The organism is Methylosinus sp. shoA, from assembly GCF_059718125.1.
Genome location: NZ_AP046091.1, coordinates 3,595,994 through 3,621,653 on the forward strand (window position 1 = coordinate 3,595,994; position 25,660 = coordinate 3,621,653).

The window sequence follows — 25,660 nt, forward strand, 5'->3', positions numbered from 1 at the left end:
GATAAAAATCAGAAGCGGTAGATGAACTCGTTCGAGTTCACGACGGAGTGGACGAGATCGACGAAAGCCGAGGCGCGAAGCGGATCGCTCGTCGGAACGCCGGAGCCGACGGGAACGGCGAGCGACAAGCGGCCGTCGGCCGAGACCTTGGTCGGAACGATCTTGGGCTGATCGTTCAGGAATTCGAGCAGAGCGGCCTTCTCATATGCGTCCGGCTTGCGCGAGAACAGGATTTGATAGAGGCGCTCGAGCCGAGCCGCTTCGTCCTCGCCCGCTTCGCGGATCACGCGGCCGGCGAGGGCCTGCGACCATTGGAAGACCAGGTCGCTGTTGATCAGCGCGAGCGCCTGCAGCGGCGTCGTCGTCACGTCGCGCTTGCTGTGCGCCTGCTGCGTGTTGGCCATGTCGAACGTTTCGAGCAGCGGATAGGGAACGCTGCGGCGGGCGAACACATAGAGGCTGCGCCGGTGATGATCTCTCGGATCCTCCGAGGTTCTCCAGAAGCGATTGCCCTGGAAGTTCTCGCCGCCGTCCACGCCCTTCGGCAGAGGCGCATAGACGCTGGGGCCGCCGATCTTGTCCTCGAGCTTGCCCGAGGCGACGAGGAGCGAATCGCGTATCTGCTCCGCGTCGAGCCGCTTGCGCGGGAAAACCGCCAGCAGCTTGTTGTCGGGATCCTTGGCCGCCACGTCGTCGCGCGGCGCCGAGGACTGCCGGTAGACGCGCGACAACAGAATCTCGCGGTGCAGCTTCTTGACGCTCCAGCCGTCCTTGACGAATCGATCGGCGAGATAGTCGAGGAGCTCGGGATTCGCGGGTTTGTCGCCGGCCTTGCCGAAGTCGCTGACCGTGCCGACGATTCCCTTGCCGAAATATTCGTTCCATACGCGGTTCGCGAAGACGCGCGCAGTCAGCGGATTGCTCGGGTCGACCAGCCAGTTCGCGAGCGCGAGCCGGCGCCCCGTGGAGGTCGGCGTGGGAACGATCGTCGGAGTCTCGCTCGTCAGCGCCTCTGGGAAAGCGGGCTGCACTTCCTCGAGCGGACGTTCGTGATTGCCGCCGAAATAGACGTGAGTGGGCGGAGAGTCGGAGCGGCCGAGCTCGGTGACCGCTGTGATCTCGAGCGATCCCTTGGTCGGCTTCAGCTTATCGAACTTCTTCAATTCCTCGGAGAGCTTCCTATAGCGCTCCCATTTCTCCGCGATGGCCTTGCCGTCCGGGCTCTCCTTGTCGTCGCTCGCGAAGCGCAGATAGACGGTGAGCGCCTCGTCGTCGGTCACGCTCGCGACGCGATGATTGACCCAGCGGTCGAGCGCCGTCCAGTCCTTCTCGGGCTTGAAGATCGCCTGCCGGCTGTCGGTCAGATAGCGCTCCTTGTGATAGACGAGCGCCTTCTCGCGCACCGAATCGATGATCTCCTTCTGTTTCGCCTTGATGTCCTTGACGGCTTCCTCCCATTTGGCCTGGGCCGCCTCGAACTCGCGCTCCGCGTCGCCGCGCTTCGCCACCGGGATCTTGTCGTCGATGGAAGCGTTGGCGAAGAACGCCTGAAGCGAGAAATAATCCTTCTGGGTCAGCTTGTCCGACTTGTGATTGTGGCAGCGCGCGCAGCCGACCGTCGTGCCGAGGATCGCGGTCCCGATCGTGTCGGTGATGTCGGTGATGATCTGATAGCGTCGCTGGATCAGATCGCGGGAGTTGCTGTTGTCGGGAAAGCTGGTCAGGAAGCCGGTGGCGATCAGAGCGTTTTCGTCGCCGGGCGCGAGCTCGTCGCCGGCGATCTGCTCCTGGATGAATCGCGAATAGGGCTTGTCCCGATTGAAGGCGTCGATGACATAGTCGCGATAGCGATAGAGATTGGGACGCGTCGTGTCGACCTGGAAGCCCGAGCTGTCGGCGTAGCGCGCGAGATCGAGCCAGCGGCGCGCTTGACGCTCGCCATAGTGAGGGGAAGCCAGCAGACGGTCGACCAGCTTCTCATACGCGTCGGGCGACGCGTCCGCGACGAAAGCATCGACCTCCGCCGGCGATGGAATGAGCCCCAGCACGTCGAGCGTCGCCCGCCGAATGAAGGTGGCGCGGTCGGCGTCCGGCGAGGGCTCCAGCCCCTGGGCCTCGATCGCCGCCAGGATGAAAGCGTCGATCGGCGTGCGCGCCCAATTCTCGCGCCGGATGGCCGGCGTCGCGGGAGCCTTCACCGGCTGCCAGGACCAGGGAAGACGGGACGCCGCGCTCGCCTTGGCGGGCGCGTCGACGCTCTTGTTCTCCGCGGCGGCAATCGTCGCCGCGGACACGTTCATCAATAAGATCAGACATGCTCTCTTGATCGGTTTCGTCATAGCCCGCCCCTCGGTTCGCTCCATCATGAGTAGGATGCGACAGGATTGTCCTCTCGCCGCTTCGAAAACCTCCGACCGGCCCCGGCGCGCGCATCGTCGCCGTGTGAGTTCTCGATCTTCACGCAATCGTCGTCGACGGCGCCGGTCGAAATCCGCAGATCGGCGCGGGCCGTCACGCGGTCCGAGCCGAGAGCCTCTCGTCGGAGAGGCGATTACGCCGCATCGGCGGCGCTCGGCCGGGCGCCTCCGCCCGGCCGCGCTGCGTCCTCAGTACAGTTTGACGAGCAATGTCCCGCCGAAGGTTCGCGGCTGCGCGGGCAGTCCGATCGAGGCCGGATTGACGGCGTCGCCCTGATACCATCCGGCGGTGTTGCTGATCGGCGCGCCGATGAGCTTTCGTTCCTCGAAGACGTTCTTCGCCCAGATCGAAAGGCTGTATCGCTCATCGTCGGTACGAACGCCGAAACCGGCGTCGACGAAGGCGAAGGGCGGCTGCCAGTATTGAAACACCGACCGAGGATTGGTGAACTGCGTCTTGTCGAACCACGCGATATTGGTGTAGGCGAATGCGGTCAGGGACCCTTCGGCCCATGCTCCGAGCCCGAGGCCGCGCAGCGCGGGTCCGAGCGGATGCTCGTAATTGGCGCCGATGTTGAACGCCCATTTGGGAAGGTACTCCCAGCGCGTGTTCGATCGCGACAAGGTGAGCGGCGCCTTCACGAAGTCCGCCGGCGCATTGGCCGGGGTGGGCCAGAGCCAATCGGATGGCGGCGGCGCCTTCTCGAAGTCGAGGTATCGCGCCTCCGTGTACGCCGCAGAGAAATTGATCCACAATCGCTCGATCGGACTCCATCGGCCCGTGAGTTCGACGCCGCGAAGCCGAACATGCGGGACGTTGCCGACATAGACGAGACGCAGGACCTGACCGGTCGCATCCGTGTAATCCGTGTTCACCAGATCCGACTGGAAGTTGTAGATATCGTTCCAGTAGAAATTCACATTGGCGATCAGCTTGTTGTCGAACCAGCTCGTTTTCGCGCCGAGCTCGTAGTCCCAGGAGACCTCCGATTTGGTGAACAGGTCCTGATAGCCGACGATGTTCCCGTTGAGGCGGATCGGACGCGAATTGACGTTGACCGCCGGCGCTTTCTCTCCGCGCCCGATCAGGCCATAGAGAAGAACATTGTCGTTGAGCTTGTATTGCGGATTGATGATGCCGGTCAGCGCGTTGCTGCGGGTGGTGTGGCCGCCCGTGTCGAAGAAGCCGGCGCCGCCGGCGCCGCGAAGCGCGGCGTCGATCTGCTCGAATGTGAATTTGTCGCTCCAGAACTCTTCCCAGCCGAGGGCGGAGCCCGTGCGGGTCTCGTAGCTGTCGCGCAGCCCCAGAGTGAGCGCCCAATCGTCGTCGAAGTGATAGGTTCCCTGACCGTAGCCGGCGAGCTGGAAGTTCCCGGCTTTGGCGTCCAGATGGTTTCTGAAGCCGTTGAGAAGCTCCGGATCGGTCGTCGGCGTTCCGAACCAGCGGGCCGCGTCCGAGCCATAGATCGTCCTGCTATAGGCGAAGACTTTCTCGTAGAGCGAATAAAGTCCGATCTGCCATTCGAAAGGCAGCCCCCTCGGAGACGTCAGACGAAACTCCTGCGAGTATTGGTTCGTCCAGTTGTTGGAGTGGCCGTTCTGGATGTCGAGCAGCTGATTGCCGGTTGCGTTGCGGGGCAGAAGTCGAAACTCGCCGCCCGCCGTAATCGAAGTGAACGTATACTCGCCGATCTGCACATTCGCCTCGTTCGAGACGGTGAAGGATCGTTGGTGCAGAACGCCCTGGTTGACCATGTAGGGCTTATAGGGATCGAAGGTGAGAACCGGGCGGCCGAGCCTATTGAAAACAGTTTGGGAATAACGTGGAGCGACCGCGCCGTTCGCGAAGAGCTGGAACGAATCGGCGAATGGGCCGGAGTTGTTGTTGTTGTATTCGTTGGATTGTCCATAAGAGAAGATCAGGCGATCCGTCATGTCGTCGCCCACGAAGAGAAGCTGCCCGCGAACGCCCCAGCGGTTGTTGTCCAGATAGCTGGCTCCGGTCGCCTGGTCTCTGATCCATCCGTCGCCTTTGTCGAAATAGCCGGTGACGCGATAGGCCAGCCTGTCGTCTATGATCGGTCCGGTCACGTTCAGCTTCTCTATGATGTGGCTGTAGTTCGCGAATGACGTTTCGATCGTGGCTTTGCGCTCGAAGGACGGAAGCTGCGTGCGCAGGATGACATTGCCCACCGTCGTGTTCTTTCCGAACGCCGTTCCCTGCGGTCCGAGTCCGAGCTCGAACGATTCGAGGTCGACGAAGTTCGCCCATTGAAAGCCGACGGCCTTCCAGAACACATTGTCGACGACGAAACCCGTATCGGACTCCGATCCGAGCTGAACGCTCGAGCCCGAGCCGACGCCGCGTATGGCGGGCCGCCCCGTCTGCGGATTGTGCGTGTTCGGCCGGTAGTTCGGAACGCGCTGGGCGAAGTCGTCGAGACGGTTGAGATGCTCGCGCTCGGCGGCTTTCGGCGTCACGACGACGATCGGCCGGGACGCCGCTTGCGCCTTCTCCTCCCGGACCGAGGTCTCTCTGCCGACCTTGACGTCTTCGATTTGAACTTGCTGCGCCCGGGCGCGGTCTGCGAACAGGCCGCCGCCGAGCGCTATCGCCAGCGGCGCGATCGCGGCTCGGGAGAGCAGACGGCGGTCGAACGATCGGGGAAGGACGCCCACAGCGGATCTCCTATTTCATATAAATCAGGTAGACAATATAGACAAAGAGGCGGCCTGTAAAGGATCGTCGGGGCCGTCGACCACGCTCGTTATTCCTGTCTCGGCTGCTCGTTCTATCGCTGGCACAAGGCGGCTCCCGGCCGCCGCCCGAGGATCCGCCAGCTGCCGGCGAGGCCGAGCGCAATGGCGAAAATCATAGCTCCGAGAGTGGTTATTGCGACCGGCCAGGGCCGGAACACAAAATCCATCCGCATCAGAGTCGTCAGGATGAACGCCGCCGCGCCCGTTCCGGCGGCGACCGCGATCGCGCCCGCGACGGCGCCGAGCAGGGCGAATTCGATCGCATAGGCGCTGGTCAGAAAGCCGCGCGTCGCGCCGAGCGCGCCGAGAATCACGGCGTCCCGCAGCCGCGTCTCCTGCGAAGCGGCGACGGCGCTGCCGAGGGCCAGCGCCGCGGTGAGCATGGCGATGGCCGCGGCGCCCCGCGCCGCCGTGGTCAGCCGGTCGGCGATCTCGCCGGCCGCATCGAGCGCGTCCTTCACCCGCAGCGCGGCGATCGACGGAAAGCGCCGTGCGACCTCCCGCGTCAGCCGCGCGTCGCGGCCGTCGTCGCGGGCGTCGAAGGCGACCGTATACATTTGCGAATAGGGCGCGTCGGCGAAGGCTTCGGGCGAGAACACCATGACGAAATTAATGCCGAAGCTGCGCCAGTCGACGCGCCGCAGATTGGCGACGCGCGCAGTCACTTCCCGACCGAGCACATTCACTGCGATCTCGTCGCCGATCGCGAGGCCGAGCCCCTCGGCGACGCGCGCCTCCAGCGAGACGAGCGGAGAATCGGCCCGATCTTCCTCCGCTCGCCACCAGCTTCCCCCGGCGAGCGTCGAGCCTTCGGGCAGAGTCGAGGAGAAGGTGACGCCGCGGTCGCCTTCGAGCGCCCAGGCGATATCGTCCGGCGGCTTCAAAGTCTCGGCGCGCGCGCCCTTCACCGTGACGATGCGTCCGCGCATCATCGGCGCTTGCTCGAGCCGTGCGTCGGAGGCGAAGGAGGAGAGGAATTCGGAAAATTCCGCCGCCTGCTCCTTGGCGACATCTATAAAGAAGAAGCTCGGCGTGCGGCTTCTGTCCGTCGGAGCGAGTTCGGCGTGGACCGATGCCTCGACCAATGTGAGAGCGACGAGCAGCGTCTGCGTCAGCCCGATCGACAGCACCAGCGCCGCCGACAGATTCTTGGGGCGACGGATATTGGCGATCGCATGACGCAGCCCGAGGCTTCCAAAGGGCGGGGCGCGCGACGCGGCCAGAACCACCAGCGTGGCGACGCCGCGCAGCAGCACAAAGGCCGCTCCGGTCGCGGCAGCATAAGCGGCGGCGAGTTTGAGGTCGGCGGAGACCGCCATTACGGCGCCGACGAGCAGCGCCGCCGATATGATCGCGCCGGCGACGAAGCGGCGAGGGGTCTGCGCCTCCTCCGTCTCTTCTCGCAGCAGCCGGGCGACGGGCGTCGCATAGGCGCGGCCGAGCGGGCCGAGCGCGAAGATCAGCGTCACCAGCACGCCGCACAGCGCGCCGGCGGCGAGGCTGCGCAGATCGACCGAGGGCGCGAAGGGCAGGCCGACGGAGCTGGCGAGCGCACGATCGAGCAGGAAGGGGAGGGCCGAGCCGAGCGCGAGGCCGCCGGCGATGGCGAGAGCCGCGACCAGCAGCACCTCGGTCAGCGCGATGGCGAAGACGCGCGAGGCCGGCGCGCCGAGCGCCTTCAGAATGGCGAAGGAATCGCGCTTGCGGGCGACGAATCCGTCGACGGCGTTGGCGACGCCGGCGCCGCCGGCGACCAGCGCCGTCAGCGCGACCAGAGTCAGGAGCTGGGTAAAGCGCTGCTGATTGCGTGAGAATTGCGGCGAGACGGCGTCGCGCCGGCGCAGCTCCCAACCGGCGTCCGGAAAGGCGGCGGCGAGCCCATCGACGAAACTCTCGACCTCCGCGTCGCTCGCGACGATGTCGCCCGCGCCGAGCGCGACGCGGGCGACGCGGCGCAGGATCACGCCGGGCCGGTCGAGCCCTGTCGCCGCGAGGCCTGCCTCGCTCATCAGCACGCGCGAGCCGAAGGCGAGGCCGGCGGCGAGCTTGTCCGGCTCGGAGACGAGCTCCGCGCGCAATTGAAAAGAGGCGGCGCCGATCTTCAGCCGATCGCCGATCTTCAGATCGAGCCGTGCGATCAGCGTCGCATCGGCGGCGACGCCGAGCGCGCCCTCCTGTTCGCCGAGCGCCTTCTCCAGCGTCTGGGCCGGCGCGAGCGTCACGGTCCCGGCGAGCGGAAAGGCGGCGTCGACGGATTTGATCTCGATCAGCGCGGCCTCGCCCGCGTCCGAGCGCGCCATCGCCCGCACCAGCGCGATCTCGCCGACGCGTCCGGCGCGCTCGAGAAAGGCGCGCTGCTCCGGGGCGAGACGGCGCGAGGTGACGGCGAGGGCGACGTCGCCGCCGAGGATCGTCCGCCCTTCGCGGGCGAGCCCCGCCGCCAGCGAATGCGAGGCCGCCCCGACGCCGGAGATCGCCGCGACGCCGATGACAATGCAGGCGATGAAGACGGAAAATCCGCGCAGATCGCCCAGAAGGTCGCGCAGGGCGAAGCGCAGCGGCAGAGGCAGGCGCGAAACGGTCATTCGCGCGCCCCGGCCGTTTCCGCGGCCTCGATTCGCCCCGACCGCAGCCGCACGGCGCGATCGCAACGCGCGGCGAGCGCGGCGTCATGCGTCACCAGCACCAGAGTGGCGCCTCGCCGCGCCTGCTGGGCGAAGATGAGATCGATGATCGCCGCGCCGGTCTCCGAATCGAGATTGCCGGTCGGCTCGTCGGCGGCGAGGATCGCCGGGTCCGGCGCGAGCGCGCGCGCCAGGGCGACGCGCTGCTGCTCGCCGCCCGACAATTGCGCCGGATAATGGGCGAGCCGCTGGCCGAGCCCGACTGCGCCCAGCTCCTCCTTCGCGCGCGAAAATGCGTCGGCGCGGCCGGCGAGCTCCAGCGGGACCGCGACATTTTCCAGCGCGGTCATGGTGGGAATGAGCTGGAAGGATTGGAACACGACGCCCATGCTGCGGCCGCGGAAGCGCGCCAGCTCATTCTCCGAAAGGCGCGTCAGATCGGCGCCGTCGACGAGGACGCGGCCGGAATCCGGCCGCTCCAGCCCGGCGAGCGTCATCAGCAGCGTGGATTTTCCGGAGCCGGAGGGGCCGACGAGTCCCACGGACTCGCCTTTGTTGACAGTCAGGCTGATTTTTTTCAACACATGGGCGCGCGAAGCGCCCGCGCCGAGCGTGAGATCGACGTCCGCGAGTTCGATGATCGGCTGTGGCAGCAAGAGGATTCCCGAAGATGACGAGAGGCGCCGAAACAGGGCGCGCGCGCGGCGGCCGCGACGATCCGACTTATGCGAAGGCGCCGCTGATTTCCAGGACCGGCAGGCGCATTTCTGCTTTTCTCGCCCTCGGCGCCGGTCTGCTCGCCGCCGCGACGACCGCGCGGAGCGAGCCGTTGCGGATCATCGCCTTCGGCGACAGCCTCACCGCCGGCTATCAGCTGCCGGCGGACGCCGCCTTTCCCGCCGCGCTCGAGCGGCGGCTGCGCAAGGACGGCTATGACGTGAAGGTGATCAACGCCGGCGTCTCGGGCGAGACGACGGGGCAGGGGGCCGGGCGCATCGCCTATGCGCTGCGCGGGGGCGGCGATCTGCTCATTCTCGAGCTCGGCGCCAATGACGCCCTGCGCGGGCTTGATCCCGTGAGCGCCCGCGCCAATCTCGAGACGATCATCGCCGCCTGCGACGCCAAGGGAATTGCGGTGCTGCTCGGCGGAATGGTCAGCATCGCCAATTACGGCGACGATTACCGGCAGGCGTTCGACGCGATCTTTCCCGCACTCGCCTCGAAGCGCGGACTGCCTCTCTATCCGTTCTTCCTCGAAGGCGTGCTGGGCGTCGACGGCATGACATTGCCGGACGGGCTGCATCCGAGCCGAGCCGGGGTCGAGCGGATCGTCGCCGGGATCGCGCCTCTGGTCGAGAAGAGCCTCGACGCCATACGCGCGGAAAAATCGGCCGGGGCGGCGCGCTGAGCGGGACGTCGGCAGCGGCGCTAAGCTTCGGTCTGGACGAAAAAAAGCCGCGCGGCGCCTATAGGAGAGGCGCCGCGCCGCCGCCGTTCGGGATATAGTGGTTGCGGTTCCCCCCGCTGCGCGCGACGCACGAAATCTTTCAGGAGGCGCCCGCCAGAGCCGCTTCGATCCGCCGGGAGCGGCCCATCCGACGACGAGACAATCGCTATCGGCGACAATCCACGCCCGCGATCGACCAGGATGGAGGACCCATGCCGAGACTGTTCACCGCCCTCGAAATCCCGGCCCGGGTGGCCGCCGATCTCTCCATGCTGCGCGGGGGCCTTCAAGGCGCGCGCTGGATCGACGCCGAAAATTATCACATCACTCTGCGCTTCATCGGCGATGTGGACGAGGCTATGGCTCACGACGTGGCCATGACGCTCGCCGGCGTCCGCCGGCCGCCGGTGACGGTACAGCTCGACCGGCTGGATTCGTTCGGCGGCGACAAGCCGCGCGCCGTCATCGTCAAGGCGCGCGCCGACGCCGCGCTCGCCGAGCTGCAGGCCGAGCATGAGCGGCTGCTGCGGCGCCTCGGCGCGCCGCCCGAGCCGCGCAAATTCGTGCCGCATGTGACGCTGGCGCGGCTGCGCGGCGCGCCGAGCTCCGCAGTCGCCGCCTATCTCGGGACGCGCGGCTATTTCCCGCCGCTGCGCTTCGAGGCGCCGCGCTTCGTCCTCTATTCGTCGCGCGATTCGGTCGGCGGCGGGCCCTATATCGTCGAGGCGGATTATCCGTTGCGCGGCAAGGCCGCCGCAGCCTGAAGCAAGGGCGATCGGGCGACGGTCCTCATGCGGAGGGTCGCGCCCACGGCTTTGCTTTCGCTCGTCGAAGAAGGCGAAAAAGGTTTCCCTCGTCGCTCGACGGCGCCTTTCGGGGGCCGCGGTCATGCGCCGTGCCGGGTGTCTTCTCGCGCAGCGGACCGTCCAAAAGCGAGGAGCCCGCAGCGGTCGAGCGTCTTCGAAGCACGAGTTCACTCGATCGCCCTGCTTCCCCGGGGCGCGCGCATTGCGCCGCCGAAGCCACGAGTGGTATAGCGCGCAAACGACCTTGGAATGGAGCTCGCAAAAATGTCCGTCGATCAGGCGACCGTTCGCCGCATCGCTCATCTCGCGCGCATCGCCGTCGAGGACGAGGAGGTCGAGCGGCTCGGCGGGGAGCTGAACGCCATTCTCGCCTTCGTCGAGGAGTTGCGAAGCGTCGACGTCGAGGGCGTCGAGCCGCTGACCTCGGCGCTGCCCATGCAAATGAAGAAGCGCCGGGACGAAGTCACCGACGGCGGGCTCGCCGACGACGTTCTCGCCAATGCGCCGGAACGCGATGACCATTATTTCGTGGTCCCCAAGGTCGTCGAATAGATCATCGAGCGCATGGCCCCGCGAGCGGCGGGGCGGCGCCTGCGACGAAAGAGCGAAACAGCTTCATGTCCGATCCCACGCATCTCTCACTCGCCGAGGCGCGCGACGCGCTCGTCGCCAGGACGCTCTCGGCGGTCGAGCTGACGCGCGCCCATCTCGACGCCATCGAGAAGGCGCGCGCGCTCAACGCCTTCATCACCGAGACGCCGGAGCTGGCGCTCGCGGCCGCGCAGGAGAGCGACGCGCGTATCGCCCGGGGCGAGGGGCGGCCGCTCGAGGGCCTGCCGCTCGGCGTCAAGGATCTCTATTGCACTAAGGGCGTGCGCACGACGGCGGGAAGCCGCATCCTCGACGATTTCACGCCCACATATGAATCCACCGTCTCGGCCAATCTGTGGCGCGACGGAGCCGTAATGCTCGGCAAGCTCAATCTCGACGAATTCGCCATGGGCTCGTCGAACGAGACGAGCGCCTTCGGCCCCGTCGTCTCGCCCTGGCGGCGCAAGAAAGGCGATGGCTTCGACGAAGCGAAGATCGTTCCCGGCGGCTCCTCCGGCGGCTCCTCGGCAGCGGTGGCGGCGCGTCTCGCGCTCGGCGCCACGGCGACCGACACCGGCGGCTCGATCCGGCAGCCGGCCGCCTTTACCGGCACGGTCGGCGTCAAGCCGACCTACGGCCGGTGCTCGCGCTGGGGCATCGTCGCCTTCGCCTCTTCGCTCGATCAGGCCGGGCCGATCACGCGCACGGTGCGCGACGCGGCGATCATGCTGCGCTCCATGGCCGGCCACGATCCGAAGGACACGACCAGCGTCGATGCGCCGGTTCCCGATTACGAGGCGGCGGTCGGCGCCTCGGTGAAGGGACGGCGCATCGGCATTCCGAAAGAGTATCGGATCGGCGGTGGCGCCGAGATCAATGCGCTGTGGGATCGGGCCGCCGCCTGGCTGCGCGACGCGGGCGCCGAGATCGTCGAGATTTCCCTCCCGCATACGCGCTATGCGCTGCCAGCCTATTACATCATCGCGCCGGCCGAGGCCTCCTCCAATCTCGCCCGCTACGACGGCGTGCGCTACGGCCTGCGCCAGAAGGGCCGCGACATCGTCGACATGTACGAGAAGACGCGCGCAGCGGGTTTCGGCCCGGAGGTGCGCCGGCGCGTGATGATCGGAACCTATGTGCTCTCACACGGCTATTACGACGCTTACTATGTGCGCGCGCAAAAGATCCGCAGCCTGATCAAGCGCGATTTCGACGAGGCGTTCGCCGCCGGCGTCGACGCCGTGCTGACGCCGGCGACGCCGTCCACCGCCTTCGCGCAGGGCGAGAAGGGCAAGGCCGATCCGGTCGAGATGTATCTGAACGACGTGTTCACCGTGACGGTGAACATGGCGGGCCTGCCGGGCGTCGCCGTGCCGGGCGGGCTCGGCGCCGACGGATTGCCGCTCGGCCTGCAGCTCATCGGCCGCCCCTTCGACGAGGCGACCTTGTTCTCGCTCGCCGCCGCGCTCGAGAGCGCCGCGCCCAGAGTCGAACTCCCGCAGCCCTGGTGGACCGAGGCGAAATGACGCGCAGAGCAGAGGCCGCAAAGCTCGACCCGCGCGACGAGATGGCCGATGTGCGCGCGACGATCGACGCGCTCGACGACGAACTCGTCGCTCTGCTCGCCTGCCGCCAGCGCCAGATCGAGCGCGCCGCAGCGGTGAAGCCCGGCCTCGGCATTCCCGCCCGCGTGCCCGAGCGCGTCGACGAAGTGCTGGCGCGCGTCGCCGGGGCGGCGCGCAGTGAGGGCTTGTCTCCCGAGCTGGCGCAGAGTTTGTGGCGCGCGCTGATCGAATGGTCGATCGCGCATGAGGAGCGGCTGATGGGCGACGCTGCGCCGCAAGGCGAGGACGAGGCGCCTTCCCGCCCCTGAGCCGTCATCGTGAGCCGGAGGCGAAGCGATCCAGAGCCGCGGGCGGCCCCTGGATCGCATCGTCGCTGCGCTCCTCGCAATGACGGGCGCGGGCCTCTGATGTAGACTCCTTCCAATCGAAGACGCAGGTCGAGGACGAAGAGACATGAACACGCGCGAGACGCAGCCGAGCAAATTGATCAAAGGCGCGACGGGCGACTGGGAGGTCGTCGTCGGCATGGAGATCCACGCCCAGGTGACCAGCAAGGCCAAGCTGTTCTCCGGCGCCTCCGCCGAATATGGCGGCGAGCCCAACGACCATGTCTCGCTCGTCGACGCAGCCATGCCGGGCATGCTGCCGGTCATCAACGAGGAATGCGTCCGCCAAGCGATCCGCACCGGCCTCGGCCTGCAGGCGAAGATCAATCTGCGCTCGGTCTTCGATCGCAAGAATTATTTTTATCCCGATCTGCCGCAGGGCTATCAGATTTCGCAGTACAAGCATCCGATCGTCGGCGAGGGCGAGGTGGTCGTGGATGTGACGCCGACCGAGCGCATCACCGTCGGGATCGAGCGGCTGCATCTCGAGCAGGACGCCGGCAAGTCGCTGCACGACCTCTCCGCGACCGAGAGCCATGTCGACCTCAACCGCTCGGGCGTCGCGCTGATGGAGATCGTCTCCAAGCCCGACATCCGCTCGGCCGAGGAGGCACGCGCCTATGTCTCGAAGCTGCGCACCATCCTTCGCTACATCGGCTCCTGCGACGGCAATATGGAGCAGGGCTCGCTGCGCGCCGACGTGAACGTCTCCGTGCGCAAGCCGGGCGCGCCCTTCGGCACGCGCTGCGAGATCAAGAACGTCAACTCCATTCGCTTCATCGGCCAGGCGATCGAGGTCGAGGCGCGCCGGCAGATCGGCATTCTCGAGGACGGAGGCGTCATCTCGCAGGAGACGCGCCTCTTCGATCCCGGCAGGGGCGAGACACGCTCCATGCGCTCCAAGGAGGAGGCGCATGATTACCGCTATTTCCCCGATCCCGACCTTCTGCCGCTCGAATTCGATCAGCCTTATGTCGACGCGCTGAAGGCGGAGCTGCCCGAGCTGCCGGACGACAAGCGCGCGCGCTTCATCGCGCAGTACGGCTTGCCGCCCTATGACGCGGGCGTGCTGGTCGCCGAGCGGGCGAGCGCCGATTTCTTCGAGGAGGCGGCGAAGGGCCGCGACGCCAAGCTCGTCGCCAATTGGGTGATCAACGAGCTGTTCGGCCGTCTCAACAAGGAGGGGCTCGAGATTGCGCGCTCGCCGGTCTCCGCCGCGGCGATCGGCGCCATCGTCGACCTCATCTCCACCGGCGTCATCTCCGGCAAGATCGGCAAGGACGTCTTCGAGATCGTCTGGCGGGAGGGCGGCGATCCGCGCGCGATCGTCGAGACGCGCGGCTTGCAGCAAGTGACCGACGCCGGCGCGATCGAGAAGGCGATCGAGGAGATCGTCGCGGCCAATCCGGAGAAGGTCGCGCAAGCCAAGGCGAAGCCGACGATGCTCGGCTGGTTCGTCGGACAGGTGATGAAGGCGACTGGCGGCAAGGCCAATCCGCAAGCGGTCAACGAGCTGCTGAAGAGCCGTCTCGGCATCTGAATCCCGCGATTTCATATCCCCGGAGCGAATCGTCCGCTTTGGCGATTCGCGAAATCGAATGGCGTCGGCGACTGCGTCGACGCCATTCGTGCGTCTCGCGCCGACTCTTCGCACAATTTTTTTTTGCTTCCCGCGGATGCGTCTCGTCGCTGCGCGCACAAGTGGCTCCCGGCGTCGGGATTGCGCGCCGACGCGCGCCGAAAGACGTCGCGAGCGTCGACATAGGAAGACCGCGAGCCCGCCGCTCGCTTGCGAGCGCTGACGCGAATGCTGCGCGAGCGATTGCGCGCGCGGTCTTCATCAATAGCGAAAACAATGAATTGGCTGCCTCTCGGCGAGCGCGCTTCTGCGGCGTCGCGCCTTTGCGGAGATTGCGCATGCGACGTGTTCGACGCGGCTGCGATTGTTTCGACGACGGCTCCATCGCGACGCGCCTTGCGCACGAGCGGCGCGTTCTGTGCTCTCCCTCGCGCGCTGCGAAGCGTTGCGGTGATGCGTTTCGCCTTTCATCGCGCGCACAATTCGCAATGACGCCACTTGAACCGGTGATTAACCACGTTACGCTATTCACGCCTATTGTCCGGTGAAGCGACATTCCGGCGATTTGGGATCAAGGGGACTGACGATGGCGAAAGCAACGACGAAGCGTAAGCCGGCGAAGAAGGCCGCCGCGAAGAAGGGCGCCCGCAAGACGGCGACGAAGAAAGCCGCGACGAAGAAGAGGACGACAGCCAAGAAGACGACGCGCAAGGCCACGCGCAAGACGGCGACGAAGAAAGCCGCGACGAAGAAGAGGACGACAGCCAAGAAGACGACGCGCAAGGCGGCGACGAAGAAGCGCGGCGCGACGAAGAAGTCCACGAAGAAGGCCGCGCGCAAGGCCCCCGCCAAGCGCCGCGCTCCGCGAAAGGTCAAGGAGCCGACTCCGGCGCCGGAGGCCCCGGAGACGGAGTGACGCGCCGAACATCGGAGCCCGCAGTCCAGCCGGCTCGCGAGCGACGTTTCGCCAATCGACGCTGCGAGCCGTCAGAATCCCTCGCGACGCGCGGCCGATCGAATCCGTGGGAGCGTCGCTAGCGGCTGAGGCATTCGGTCGCGAATTCCCGCCATGTCGTTCCGCCCGTCTGCCGTTCCTGCCTGAGCTTCAGCCATTGCAGCGCGCAGAGCTTCATGCGCTCGCGCGAGGCTCGCGGGAGCGACGGCGGCGGCGCCGATGTGTCGAGCGGAGGCAATTCGGGCGGCGGCGCGGGCGACTGCTCGATCGCCACGGGCGGCGCAGAACGAGGCGGGGGCAGGGGAGCGCGCAGCTCGCGCTTCTCCGCGGGCGCGGCGCGGTGGCTGCGCTGCCGCGTGGATGGTGCGATGTCGGGAGCCGCTGCGGCCGCGACGACACAGCACCACACTGCGCCTGCGATCGCCGCGCATCGTTTCGGGGAGCTTCGTGAGCTGTCGCCCGCGCGGGCGTTGCGTCGGATGGCCATCCGCTTCCGTCGTGACGACGCCGCATAGCGAAGAGTTCTCTTGCGAGCGGCGCGTCCGCTCTAGACCGAAGCGATGGCGGGCGTCAACGCGGGGACGCTGCAGGCTTTCGCCTCTTTCGCCATCGTGTTAGGCAGAACGCGCCGCGACTTTTAGCGTCTGCGGCTGCGCTGGAGGCCGACGCCATGGCAGCTTTCGACACCGGGCCGGGCGGCGAGACGCGCGCGCCGCGACTGACGCTGGCGCAACGCCCGCGTCGCAATCGCAAGAGCGACTGGGCTCGGCGGCTCGTCCGCGAAACGCGCCTTTCCGTCGACGATTTGATCTGGCCGGTGTTTCTCGTCGACGGCGTCGGCCGCTGCGACGAAGTGGCCTCCATGCCCGGCGTGTTTCGCTATTCGCTCGACACGGCGGTCGAGGCGATCGAGGAGACGGCCTCGCTCGGCGTTCCCGCCGTCGCTCTCTTTCCCAACACCGATCCGGCCTTGCGCGACGCGCGCGGCTCGGCGGCGCTCGATCCGGAAAATCTCGTCTGCCGCGCCTGCCGCGCGTTGAAATCCGCCGTGCCGCACATCGGCGTGATCACCGACGTCGCGCTCGATCCCTATACGAGCCATGGCCATGACGGCGTTCTTGCCGGCGACGAGATCGCCAACGACGAGACGGTCGCCGTGCTCGCGGCGCAGGCGCTCAATCAGGCGCGCGCCGGCGCCGACGTGATTGCGCCCTCGGACATGATGGACGGCCGCGTCGGCGCGATCCGCGCCGCGCTCGACGCCGAGGGCTTCGAGAGCGTGCAGATCATGAGCTACGCCGCCAAATATGCTTCGTCTTTCTACGGACCGTTCCGCGAAGCCGTCGGCGCCGACAAGACCCTGCGCGGCGACAAGCGGACCTATCAGATGGACCCGGCCAATGGCGACGAAGCGCTGCGCGAAGTGGCGCTCGATCTCGAGCAGGGCGCCGATATGGTGATGGTGAAGCCCGGCTTGCCCTATCTCGACGTCGTGCGGCGCGTCGTCGAGGCTTTTCATGCGCCGACCTTCGCCTATCAGGTGTCGGGCGAATACGCGATGATCGAGGCCGCCGCCGCCAATGAGTGGATCGACGGCGAACGGGCGATGATGGAGAGTCTCCTCGCCTTCAAGCGCGCCGGGGCGGCCGGCGTCTTTACTTATTTCGCGCCGCGCGCGGCGGCGGCGCTACGACGCGGCTGACAAGCCCGAACCGGAAAGAAGGTTCGCCGTTGCGAGAGCGGGGCCGCCGGCGCTTCGCGAGCCTTGGATATGGCGCCCGAGTCCGCCTCCCTCTCCCGCTCGGCCGCCGCAAGGCCGAGGAGGAGGCGCGGAAGCATGCGCTTTCGCCGCGCGCCCGACGGAGCCTTTGCGGCGTGCAGCGCTCGCGCGGGGTGGACAAAGCCGCCGTCCCGTGGTTTGGCTGTGCGCCACGTCGCCCCGACGCGGCGCGAAGACGGCCGATCTTCCACGCAGCGACCTCCCATGTCCGGACGAATTGCCCCGACTGTAATCTTTTCGTTTTGGCTTTGCGCTACCACCGCGGCCGAGGCGGATTTCCGGTTGTGCAACAGCACGAGCAACCGGGTGAGCGTGGCGCTCGCCTATACGGATGGGCGCGGCTGGCTGTCGGAAGGGTGGTGGAACCTTCGCGCCTCCGCCTGCGAGACGCTGCTGCGCGGGCCGCTCGCGGCACAATATTACTATATCTATGCGATGGACGAACGCGGCGGCGAATGGAAGGGCAAGGCGTTCATGTGCACGCGCGATCGGGAGTTCCGCATCGACGGCCGCGAGGACTGCTTCGCGCGGGGCTTCGACCGCACCGGCTTCTTCGAGATCGACACGGGGCGCGACGCCAAGAATTGGACGGTGCAGCTCACCGACCCGACGCCTGCGGCCGCGAAGTGACGGCGAAGGCGGATACGGCTCGACAGAATGGGATGGCTCTTGAAATGAGAAGGTTGCGGCGCGTCAAGATCATCGCGACGCTCGGTCCGGCGAGCGTCGAGAAGTCGATCGTCGCCGGCCTGTCGACGGCCGGCGCCGACGTGTTCCGGATCAATATGAGTCACACGGATCACGCCGGACTTTCCGCCTATGTCCGCATGATTCGAGAGATCGAGGCCGAGACCGGCCGCGCCATCGGCATATTGGCCGATCTGCAGGGCCCCAAGCTGCGCATCGGCGCCTTCGCGGAAGGAGCCGTGCATCTGCGCAAGGGCGATCATTTCGTGCTCGACGCCGATCCGGCGCCGGGCGACGCTTCGCGCGTCCAGCTGCCGCATCCCGAGATTCTGAGCGCGCTGAAGTCGAGGGACACGATCCTCATCGACGACGGCAAGGTGCGGCTCCATGTCGTCGAGACGTCGGAGACGATGGCCCGCGCGGTCGTGGACGTCGGCGGCCGCATCTCCAACCGCAAGGGCGTCAGCCTGCCGGACACCGAGATCCCGATCACCTCGATGACCCCCAAGGATCGCGCCGACCTCGACGCGGCTCTGGCCGAGGGCGTCGATTGGGTGGCGATCTCCTTCGTTCAGCGGCCGGAGGACGTGCTCGAGGTCAAGCGCGTCGCCGGAAAGCGCGCGCAGATCATGGCCAAGATCGAAAAGCCACAGGCGATCGCGCGGCTCGACGAGGTGATCGAAGTCGCCGACGCGCTGATGGTGGCGCGCGGGGATCTCGGCGTCGAGGTGCCGCTCGAGAAGGTTCCCGGTCTGCAGAAGCGCATCACCCGCGCCGCGCGCCGGCTCGGCAAGCCGGTCGTCGTGGCGACGCAGATGCTCGAATCGATGATCCTCGCGCCGCTGCCGACGCGTGCGGAAGTGTCCGACGTGGCGACCGCGGTCTATGAGGGCGCCGACGCCGTCATGCTGTCGGCCGAGAGCGCGGCGGGCCAATATCCGATCGAGGCGGTGGCGACGATGAGCCGCATCGCCGAGGAGGTCGAGACCGACGCGGTCTATCGCTCGATCATCAACGCCCAGCGCGCCGCGGCGCCCGATCCGACCGCCGCCGACGCCATCGCCGTCGCTGCGCGCGACGTGGCGGAGACGTTGCATTCGGTGGCCATCTGCGCCTGGACATCATCGGGAGCCACGGCGCTGCGCATCGCCCGCGAGCGGCCGCGTCCGCCCATTCTGGCGCTGACGCCGAGTCGCGACACGGCCCGTCGCCTCGCGCTCGTCTGGGGCGTGCATGCGCTCGAGACACAGGACGCGCGCGATGTCGAGGACATGGCCGAGCGCGCTTGCGTGAATTCGGCGCGCGAAGGATTCGCCTCGCCCGGCGATCGCGTCATCATCGTCGCGGGCATGCCGTTCGGCTCGCCGGGCGCGACCAATATGGTGCGCATCGCCATCGTCGATCACGACTGAGAAGGCGGGACGCTCGTCCATTCCATGATGAGCGTCCGCCGGCCCGAGAGGCTCGGCGCGCCTTCGCCCTGAGAGACGAAGCCTTCGCGCTCGTAGAAAGCGAGGGCGCGGCGGTTGTCGGCGTTCACGTCGAGGCGCAGCCGTGCGGGCGAGACGCTGCGCGCCGCCTCGATCAGCGCTTCCGCCGCACCCGAGCCGAAGCGCGAGGGATGCACGCAGAGCTGGTCGAGCCAATGGGTCGCGGGGTCGATCACGACGAAGCCGATCGGCGCCGGCGGCGCGCCTTCGCGCAAGAGAAGCGTGTGCGAGCCGTCGCGCTCGAGGCGCAAAATCCGCTCCTGAAGCCAATCCCGGCGCGCTTCGAAATCAATGTCCGGACAGGTTGCGCGCCAGGCCGCGACCCAGAGCTCGAGCAGGGCGGCCCAATCCTCGTCTCGCCGCGCGGCGATGCGGGGACTGACGAGGCCCGGCCGCGTCATCGCCGTCAGACCTTCCGCAGCGTGTCGAGCAGGAGGCGGTGGATCGCCTCATTGCCCGCGCAAATGGCGTTCTTGAAGAGCATGTCGGAGCCGCCGTCGAGATCGGTGACGAAGCCGCCGGCCTCGCGCACCAGCACAATTCCCGCGGCGATGTCCCAGGTCTTGATGCCGCGCTCCCAATAGCCGTCGCAGCGGCCCGCCGCGACGAAGGCGAGGTCGAGAGCGGCGGCGCCGAGGCGACGGATGTTTCCGGTCTTCGCCATGACGGCGGCGAGCTCCGTCTGGAAGCGGGCGTGCCGCTCGATTCCGGCGAGCGGCGGAATGCCACAGGCGACGAGCGACTCGCCGAGAGTCTTGCGGGCCGAGACACGCATGCGCCGATTGTTGAAATAGGCGCCCTGTCCCTTCTCGGCCACGAACATCTCGTCGCTCGCCGGATTATAGACGACGCCGGCGACGAGCTGGCCCTCGCGCTCGAGCCCGATCGACACGGCGAAGATCGGGATGCCGTGCAGGAAGTTCGACGTGCCGTCGAGCGGATCGATATGCCAAGTATGGCTCTTGTCGGAGCCCTCGACCGCGCCGCTCTCCTCCATCAGGAATCCATAGCCCGGCCGCGCGCGCGACAATTCCTCGAACAAAGTCTTTTCCGCGCGCTTGTCGGCCGCGGTGACGAAATCGCCCGGGCCCTTGATCGACACCTGCAGATTCTCGACCTCGCCGAAATCGCGCTTCAAGCCGCGGCCGGCCTTGATGGCGGCGGCCGTCATCACATTCATCAGTGCGGATCGGATCATGGAGCCCTTGAAAAGCGCGGCGAGAGAAGGGAGGGCGCACAAATGCCCTGGCCGCCGCCGCGGCGTCAAGCGCGTTCGTGGCTCTGAGCAGGGCGCGCCGCGCCGAGATCTTCGCGCTTCGTCGTCGCGGCGGAAGATCGTCGCTTCGCGCGCCGACGCTTCGCGCTCTTTCTCCCGCGCGGCGCCGCGGGCGTCGACGGTTGCATGGTTTTCCACCGCGCGCTCCAGCGATTTTGCCTTCCGTCATATTGATGCTATGAGCACGCGCCAACCCGGAAGACGGCTCGCGCGCCGTTTTCACCGCCCCGAGGGAGTTGGCTCCATGACATCCTACGCACGACCGGCGTTGCACGAGGCCTTGACCTTCGACGATGTGCTGCTGCGCCCTCGCCATTCGCTGGTCGTGCCCTCGCAGGTCGATATCTCGACGCGCCTCACGCGCGAGATCACGCTCAACCTGCCGATCGTCTCCTCGGCCATGGACACGGTGACCGAGGCGCGGCTCGCCATCGCCATGGCCCAGGCCGGTGGGCTCGGCGTGATCCACCAGAATCTCACCCCCGCCGCCCAGGCCGCCGAAGTACGCAAGGTCAAGCGCTACGAGAGCGGCATGGTGGTCGACCCGATCACCATCTTCCCCGACGAGACGCTCGCCGACGCGCTGGCGCTGATGGCGCGCTACGGCATTTCCGGCATTCCGGTGGTCGAGCGCGGCGCCTCCGAGAAGCCCGGCAAGCTCGTCGGCATTCTCACCAATCGCGACGTGCGCTTCGCCGACGACATGTCGGAGCCCGTCGCCGAGCTGATGACGCGGGAGCTCATCACCGTGCGCGAAGGCGTGGATCAGGACGAGGCCCGCCGCCTGCTGCACCAGCACCGCATCGAGAAACTGCTGGTCGTCGACGAGGATTATCGCTGCGTCGGCCTCGTCACGGTGAAGGACATAGAGAAGGCGACGCTGCATCCCCACGCCGCCAAGGATTCCGAAGGGCGGCTGCGGGTCGCCGCGGCCTCGACGGTCGGCGACCGCGGCTATGAGCGCGCCCGGCATCTCATCGACGCGGGCGTCGACCTGATCGTCATCGATACGGCCCACGGCCATTCTCAAGCGGTTCTCGACCAGGTCGGACGCATCAAGAAGATTTCCAACAAAGTGTCGATCGTCGCCGGCAATATCGCGACGCGCGAAGGGGCGAAAGCGCTGATCGACGCCGGCGCCGACGCGATCAAGGTCGGCATCGGCCCGGGCTCCATCTGCACGACGCGCATCGTCGCGGGCGTCGGCGTGCCGCAGCTCACCGCGATCATGGACGCGGCCGAGGAGGCGCACAAGTCCGGCGTGCCGGTGATCGCCGACGGCGGCGTCAAATATTCGGGCGATCTCGCCAAGGCCATTGCCGCCGGCGCCTCGGCGGTGATGATCGGCTCGCTGCTCGCCGGCGCCGAGGAGGCGCCGGGCGACGTATTCCTCTATCAGGGCCGCTCGTTCAAATCCTATCGCGGCATGGGCTCCGTCGGCGCCATGGAGGCCGGTTCGGCCGCCCGCTATTTCCAGCAGGATGTGAAGGAGAGCCTGAAGCTCGTGCCGGAAGGCATCGAAGGCCAGGTGCCGTTCCGCGGCCCGGTCGCGCCGATCCTGTATCAGCTCGCCGGCGGCCTGCGCGCGGCGATGGGCTATGTCGGCGCGCCGACCATCACCGAGTTCCAGGCCAAGGCCGAGTTCGTGCGCATCACCAACGCGGGCCTGCGCGAGAGCCACGTCCATGACGTGACGATCACCCGCGAGAGCCCGAACTATCCGACCGGCGCCTGAGATGCGCATCGCGATCCTCGGCGCGGGCGGCGTCGGCGGCTATTATGGCGGACGCCTGGTCGAGGCCGGCGCCGACGCGACCTTTCTCGTTCGCGAGGGGCGGGCGCGCCGTCTCGCCGAGCGCGGGCTCGTCATCGAGAGCCCGCTCGGCGACGCGCGTCTCGCGGTGAAGACGGCGACGCGGGCGCATTCGCCTTTCGATCTCGTGATCCTCACCTGCAAGGCCTATGATCTCGACGCGGCGCTGGAGACGATGGCCGGCGCCGTCGGGTCGGGGACGGCGATCCTGCCGCTGCTCAACGGCCTCGCCCATTTCGAGCGGCTCGCCGCGCGCTTTCCCGATGCGAAGATATTCGGCGGCGTGGCGCAGATCAGCGCGACGGTCACGAATGACGGAGTCATTCACCATTTCGGCGAGCTGAACCGCATCATTTTCGGCGCGCGCGACGGCGTGGCGGACGAACGGCTCGCGGCGCTCGAAGGCGCCTTCGCGAAGACGCCGGTCGAGGCGCGTCTTTCCGACGACATCGAGCAGGAGCTCTGGGACAAATTCGTGTTTCTGGCGACACTCGCCGGAATCACCTCCTCGATGCGAGCGAGCATAGGAGCCGTCCTCGCTGTTCCTTCGGGCGAATCGCTGATTCTGCGCCTGCTCGCCGAATGCGAGGCGGTCGCGCGCGCCGAGACCCATGCGCCGGGGGTGGAGAAATTCGCCGGTTTCCGCGCCGAGCTGACCAAGCGCGGCTCGCCGCTGAAATCCTCCATGCTGCGGGACATGGAGCGGGGAGGGCGCACGGAGGGGGAGCATATTCTGGGCGACATGCTCGCGCGGGCCGAGCGGGCCGGCGTGGAGACGCCGGTGCTCGAGATCGCGCTCACCCACGTTCGCGCCTATGAGATCGCGCGGCGAGCCTCGGCGTGACGGCATGATATTCGCGTATTTCCGGCATGGCCGGCGACAGGCGCCGGCGAGCGGGGACGATCATCATGACCGAGCCGAGCGAGACCCTCGCCAAGGCGGAAGAAAAGCTCATCGCCGACGCGCGGCGCGTATTCGCCGGTTTCTTCCGCTGGGTCGCCTTTCTGGACGACATGATCAAGAAGGACATCGCGCCGAAGTTCGGCGTCGACGTGTCGTTGAAGGCGAGCGCGGTCGAGCAGAAAGTGATGGGGCTGCTCTATGTCACCCGGCCCCTGAAAGAGCCGCTGGCCATTCCCTTCGAGATCGATGGCGCGTCGATCGCGCTCGGCCACGCCAAATTCGAGCGCGAGGACGAGGCCGGGGAAAAGACCAGTCGCTACGACGTTTCGGCCCTCGACGACGTGAACCGAATTCTGGGCGACGTCGTGCAGGACTATATCGGCTGACACGGCGAGGCATGGCGCCGCGATTGCTACCATATTGTGAGACAGGCAATCAGGGGCCGTAGGGCGAGCTCGTGCGGGACGGGGGCGCTTCCACCTTCGAGGGGAGGGTGGGGCGCGCCGCCGAGATCGTCGCGGTCCTTTGTCGGAGATCGCACATGCTTCCGCAAGTCGTGATGGTCGATGGCGTTCCGCGATGCGTCATTCGGCCAACCGATCAGAAGGCGCTCGATCGATTCGTGCGCAACAGCAAAAAGTGGCTGCAGGCGGGCAATTCAGACGGTAAATGCACCTATCGGCCGGCCGACACGACGGAGACGGCCGTCTGGAAGGACGCCTTCGAGCTGCACAAGGCGTCCGGCGCGGATGACGAGAGCTTTTTCGGCATTCCGCTGATCGCGCCGGCGCCCGCCGCGGCGGAATAGATGGTCAATGCGGGCAGGGCGGAACGGTTTCCGCCCGCGCCAGCGCGGCGTGCGCGGCCGGACAATCGGAGCAATCATGGCCGGCGCAGCCGCTGCAGGGCGAAGGCGCCGCGACGGCCTGCGCGGGCGCGGGGGCCGACAGCTCTGCCTGCGTCTGCGCATCCTCCGTCTTCGGCGCAGCCATGGCGGCGCAGGCGACGAAGACGGCCGGCAAAGAGATCAGCAACGCTTTCTGCATGTGTCGCGCTCCTCAATGGACGCCGGGCGTGAGCTTCATGCCCCGCCGCTCGAATGTGATGTAGGAGACGAGCGCCGTCATCCGCGGATCGTCCGCGGCCAGATTCTGGCCCTGGAGCGGATTGCGAATGCACCAGTTCACCATCTCGAAAAGCTGCGCGACCTTGCCGAGCTGCTTCTGGAACTTCGGATAGGTTTCCGGATGGGTGTTGGCGGCGTTGGGATGGCATTGCGCGCAGGCGACGCCGTTGGTCCCGACCGAACCGCTGGTCCACAGCTCGCGGCCCTGCTTGGCGACGGCTTCATATTCCTTCTGATAGCGGTCGACGTCGGCGCGCGTGAATTCGTCGGCGCGAGCCGCTACGCCGAGCGCTGCGAATATGATGGCGAGAAGCAGTATCGAGCGACGCATCGCGAACTCCCGATCAATAATGGTTCTGGGGCAGACGGCGCTGTGTCGGCTCCTGATAGGCGACGTCGAGCGGATGGCCGGCCTTGCGGTCGTAAGCTACGGTGCGCGGCTCGTTGTCCCAGAGCTGATAGCGCGCCGTGACGCGGCCCGAGCCGATGTCGATCAGCTGCCAGCCGGTGGCGTCCCGCTCGAAGAAGGGATCGGCTCTGTTCATCGGAATGGTGAGCACGGGCAAATGGCTCTCGGCTTGCGCATAGCTCTGGGGATAGGGCCACGGCCAAGCCGTCGCCATCACCGAATTGAAGCTGATGGCGCCGATCTGGTTATATTGAATCTGATGCACATGGCCGTAGACGACGGTGACATTCTCGAAGGGCTGCAGCAGGGCCTGGACATCCTCCGCGTCCTCGGTCCAGAAATTCCAGCCCTTGTAGATCTTCTGCAGCGGCGAATGCGAGAAGACGACGAGCGGCGTCGCCTTGTCGACTTTGGCGAGATCGTCCGCGAGCCATTTGCGCTGCCTGTCGCCGACCATGAAGGGCGAGCCGTTGGGATTGTCGAGCCCGGCCATCTCGAGCATGCGCTGCTCGGCCGTGGGCCAGCGGTGGAAGGTCCATTGCTCGTTGGTCAGGATCGAGTTCAGAACGACGAAATGAACGCCCTTGTGGTCGAAGCTGTAGTAATGCGGACCGTAGAGCTTGCTCCAATAGTCTCCGAGGTCGAGATAATAATCGTGCTCGCCCATCACGCAGTAGAGCTTGCCCTTCAGCTTGGAGAGGATCTCGGCGCCGTGGTCGAGCTCTTCGCGCTTGCCGAGCTGGGCGAGATCGCCGCCGAACATCACGAAATCCGATTCCGGCTTCACCAGATTGGCCTCGGCCACGGCGCGCTTCAGACCCAGGTCCCAATTGCGCACGAAGGTCGCGCCTTTGATCTGCTGGATATGCGCGTCGGAAATATAGGTGAAGGTGAAGTCCTCGCGCGTTCCGCCGAAGGCGAGGGTGACCATGCTGATGGGCAAGGTCGTGATCGCCGCGCCGGCGCTCGCGCCGGCGAGCACGCTGCGCCTCGTGATCAATTCGCTCATCGGCTTCGTTCCTCTTTTCGTGACGGCGCCGTTCGG

24 protein-coding genes are annotated in these 25,660 nt (G+C 66.9%); 14 read left to right on the plus strand and 10 right to left on the minus strand.

Features of this window, described 5'->3' with window-relative positions:
• Positions 1 to 8: 8 nt before the first annotated feature.
• From AC6IW9_RS16640 to AC6IW9_RS16655, 4 genes are all read right to left on the minus strand, one after another.
• Positions 9 to 2,300, minus strand: a complete 2,292-nt coding sequence (locus AC6IW9_RS16640) for a DUF1549 and DUF1553 domain-containing protein (protein WP_497765203.1) — start codon at positions 2,298 to 2,300, stop codon at positions 9 to 11.
• 306 nt (positions 2,301 to 2,606) lie between these two features.
• Complete coding sequence (locus AC6IW9_RS16645; protein WP_497765204.1) at positions 2,607 to 5,096, minus strand: TonB-dependent receptor; 2,490 nt, start codon at positions 5,094 to 5,096, stop codon at positions 2,607 to 2,609.
• 113 nt (positions 5,097 to 5,209) lie between these two features.
• Positions 5,210 to 7,762, minus strand: a complete 2,553-nt coding sequence (locus AC6IW9_RS16650; RefSeq protein WP_497765205.1) for an ABC transporter permease — start codon at positions 7,760 to 7,762, stop codon at positions 5,210 to 5,212.
• Entirely contained in the window at positions 7,759 to 8,457 is a 699-nt protein-coding gene (locus AC6IW9_RS16655) for an ABC transporter ATP-binding protein (protein ID WP_497765206.1), read from the minus strand. Before AC6IW9_RS16655 ends, AC6IW9_RS16650 begins: the two co-directional genes overlap by 4 nt.
• Before the next feature lie 14 nt (positions 8,458 to 8,471).
• Here AC6IW9_RS16655 and AC6IW9_RS16660 point away from each other — a divergent pair, with 14 nt between their 5' ends.
• From AC6IW9_RS16660 to AC6IW9_RS16690, 7 genes are all read left to right on the plus strand, one after another.
• Positions 8,472 to 9,209 carry an arylesterase gene (locus tag AC6IW9_RS16660; RefSeq protein ID WP_497765207.1) on the plus strand — a complete coding sequence of 246 codons (738 nt, stop codon included), beginning with the start codon at positions 8,472 to 8,474 and terminating at the stop codon, positions 9,207 to 9,209.
• A 251-nt stretch (positions 9,210 to 9,460) separates the two neighbouring features.
• Positions 9,461 to 10,012 carry an RNA 2',3'-cyclic phosphodiesterase gene (gene thpR, locus AC6IW9_RS16665; RefSeq protein ID WP_497765208.1) on the plus strand — a complete coding sequence of 184 codons (552 nt, stop codon included), beginning with the start codon at positions 9,461 to 9,463 and terminating at the stop codon, positions 10,010 to 10,012.
• Between the two features lie 306 nt (positions 10,013 to 10,318).
• Positions 10,319 to 10,606 carry an Asp-tRNA(Asn)/Glu-tRNA(Gln) amidotransferase subunit GatC gene (gene gatC / locus AC6IW9_RS16670; protein ID WP_497765209.1) on the plus strand — a complete coding sequence of 96 codons (288 nt, stop codon included), beginning with the start codon at positions 10,319 to 10,321 and terminating at the stop codon, positions 10,604 to 10,606.
• 65 nt (positions 10,607 to 10,671) lie between these two features.
• Positions 10,672 to 12,171 (plus strand): Asp-tRNA(Asn)/Glu-tRNA(Gln) amidotransferase subunit GatA, encoded by a 1,500-nt coding sequence (gene gatA, locus AC6IW9_RS16675; RefSeq protein WP_497765210.1) that lies wholly within the window; start codon positions 10,672 to 10,674, stop codon positions 12,169 to 12,171.
• On the plus strand, positions 12,168 to 12,518 hold the full coding sequence (locus AC6IW9_RS16680) for a chorismate mutase (RefSeq protein WP_497765211.1): 351 nt from the start codon (positions 12,168 to 12,170) through the stop codon (positions 12,516 to 12,518). Before gatA ends, AC6IW9_RS16680 begins: the two co-directional genes overlap by 4 nt.
• 145 nt (positions 12,519 to 12,663) lie before the next feature.
• A complete protein-coding gene (gene gatB / locus AC6IW9_RS16685; RefSeq protein ID WP_497765212.1) occupies positions 12,664 to 14,136 on the plus strand; it encodes an Asp-tRNA(Asn)/Glu-tRNA(Gln) amidotransferase subunit GatB in 1,473 nt (490 codons plus the stop codon).
• Between the two features lie 625 nt (positions 14,137 to 14,761).
• Positions 14,762 to 15,091, plus strand: a complete 330-nt coding sequence (locus AC6IW9_RS16690) for a hypothetical protein (protein WP_497765213.1) — start codon at positions 14,762 to 14,764, stop codon at positions 15,089 to 15,091.
• A gap of 118 nt (positions 15,092 to 15,209) precedes the next feature.
• Here AC6IW9_RS16690 and AC6IW9_RS16695 read toward each other — a convergent pair whose 3' ends face one another.
• On the minus strand, positions 15,210 to 15,617 hold the full coding sequence (locus AC6IW9_RS16695) for a hypothetical protein (RefSeq protein ID WP_497765214.1): 408 nt from the start codon (positions 15,615 to 15,617) through the stop codon (positions 15,210 to 15,212).
• Between the two features lie 183 nt (positions 15,618 to 15,800).
• Here AC6IW9_RS16695 and hemB point away from each other — a divergent pair, with 183 nt between their 5' ends.
• The 3 genes from hemB to pyk all read left to right on the plus strand — a co-directional run bounded on the left by hemB (position 15,801) and on the right by pyk (position 19,009).
• Positions 15,801 to 16,832, plus strand: a complete 1,032-nt coding sequence (gene hemB / locus AC6IW9_RS16700; RefSeq protein WP_497765215.1) for a porphobilinogen synthase — start codon at positions 15,801 to 15,803, stop codon at positions 16,830 to 16,832.
• A 282-nt stretch (positions 16,833 to 17,114) separates the two neighbouring features.
• On the plus strand, positions 17,115 to 17,540 hold the full coding sequence (locus AC6IW9_RS16705) for a DUF1036 domain-containing protein (protein ID WP_497765216.1): 426 nt from the start codon (positions 17,115 to 17,117) through the stop codon (positions 17,538 to 17,540).
• Positions 17,541 to 17,584: 44 nt separating this feature from the next.
• Positions 17,585 to 19,009: a pyruvate kinase gene (pyk, locus tag AC6IW9_RS16710; RefSeq protein WP_497765217.1), complete on the plus strand. Its 1,425-nt coding sequence runs from the start codon at positions 17,585 to 17,587 to the stop codon at positions 19,007 to 19,009.
• On the opposite strand, the gene AC6IW9_RS16715 is transcribed toward pyk, so the two are convergent.
• Positions 19,000 to 19,488, minus strand: a complete 489-nt coding sequence (locus AC6IW9_RS16715; protein WP_497765218.1) for a GNAT family N-acetyltransferase — start codon at positions 19,486 to 19,488, stop codon at positions 19,000 to 19,002. The two genes, pyk and AC6IW9_RS16715, sit on opposite strands and share 10 nt — an antisense overlap.
• Before the next feature lie 5 nt (positions 19,489 to 19,493).
• Positions 19,494 to 20,285 (minus strand): inositol monophosphatase family protein, encoded by a 792-nt coding sequence (locus AC6IW9_RS16720; protein WP_497765219.1) that lies wholly within the window; start codon positions 20,283 to 20,285, stop codon positions 19,494 to 19,496.
• Between the two features lie 322 nt (positions 20,286 to 20,607).
• On the opposite strand from AC6IW9_RS16720, the gene guaB reads away from it, so the two are divergent.
• From guaB to AC6IW9_RS16740, 4 genes are all read left to right on the plus strand, one after another.
• Positions 20,608 to 22,098 (plus strand): IMP dehydrogenase, encoded by a 1,491-nt coding sequence (gene guaB, locus AC6IW9_RS16725; RefSeq protein ID WP_497765220.1) that lies wholly within the window; start codon positions 20,608 to 20,610, stop codon positions 22,096 to 22,098.
• 1 nt (position 22,099) lies between these two features.
• Positions 22,100 to 23,020, plus strand: a complete 921-nt coding sequence (locus AC6IW9_RS16730) for a ketopantoate reductase family protein (protein ID WP_497765221.1) — start codon at positions 22,100 to 22,102, stop codon at positions 23,018 to 23,020.
• A 65-nt stretch (positions 23,021 to 23,085) separates the two neighbouring features.
• Positions 23,086 to 23,466 carry a hypothetical protein gene (locus tag AC6IW9_RS16735; RefSeq protein WP_497765222.1) on the plus strand — a complete coding sequence of 127 codons (381 nt, stop codon included), beginning with the start codon at positions 23,086 to 23,088 and terminating at the stop codon, positions 23,464 to 23,466.
• 155 nt (positions 23,467 to 23,621) lie between these two features.
• Positions 23,622 to 23,888 (plus strand): hypothetical protein, encoded by a 267-nt coding sequence (locus AC6IW9_RS16740; protein ID WP_497765223.1) that lies wholly within the window; start codon positions 23,622 to 23,624, stop codon positions 23,886 to 23,888.
• A gap of 4 nt (positions 23,889 to 23,892) precedes the next feature.
• Here the strand turns inward: AC6IW9_RS16740 and AC6IW9_RS16745 are convergent, their stop codons facing one another.
• The 3 genes from AC6IW9_RS16745 to AC6IW9_RS16755 are packed head-to-tail and all read right to left on the minus strand — an operon-like array spanning position 23,893 to position 25,624.
• Positions 23,893 to 24,126: a hypothetical protein gene (locus AC6IW9_RS16745; RefSeq protein WP_497765224.1), complete on the minus strand. Its 234-nt coding sequence runs from the start codon at positions 24,124 to 24,126 to the stop codon at positions 23,893 to 23,895.
• A 12-nt stretch (positions 24,127 to 24,138) separates the two neighbouring features.
• Positions 24,139 to 24,537 carry a cytochrome C gene (locus AC6IW9_RS16750; RefSeq protein WP_497765225.1) on the minus strand — a complete coding sequence of 133 codons (399 nt, stop codon included), beginning with the start codon at positions 24,535 to 24,537 and terminating at the stop codon, positions 24,139 to 24,141.
• Between the two features lie 13 nt (positions 24,538 to 24,550).
• On the minus strand, positions 24,551 to 25,624 hold the full coding sequence (locus AC6IW9_RS16755; RefSeq protein ID WP_497765226.1) for a metallophosphoesterase family protein: 1,074 nt from the start codon (positions 25,622 to 25,624) through the stop codon (positions 24,551 to 24,553).
• Positions 25,625 to 25,660: the final 36 nt, after the last annotated feature.